Consider the following 239-nt stretch of genomic DNA (forward strand, 5'->3'; position numbering starts at 1 on the left):
GGGCCATGCTCGCCGGCTTCGCGGGGGCCATGGTGGCGCCGATCCTGTCCGTCGAGCCGGGCATGGGCGACAACATCCTGATCCTCGCCTTCGTGGTGATCGTGATCGGCGGCATCGGCTCCATCCGCGGCGCCTTCCTCGCCGCCATCCTGATCGGCCTGATGGACACCCTCGGCCGCTTCCTCGCCCCGACGCTCCTGCGCGCCGTTCTCGATCCCTCCATGGCCAGCCAGACCGGG

1 protein-coding gene is annotated in these 239 nt (G+C 70.7%); it reads left to right on the forward strand.

The genetic code is table 11. The annotated features are described in order from the left end of the window. Window positions 1-239: ABC transporter permease subunit (locus SB719_RS22405; protein WP_412160068.1), on the forward strand; the 239-nt coding region annotated here is incomplete at both ends.

The organism is Pantoea sp. SIMBA_079 (assembly GCF_046940275.1).
Taxonomy (GTDB): domain Bacteria; phylum Pseudomonadota; class Gammaproteobacteria; order Enterobacterales; family Enterobacteriaceae; genus Pantoea; species Pantoea borealis.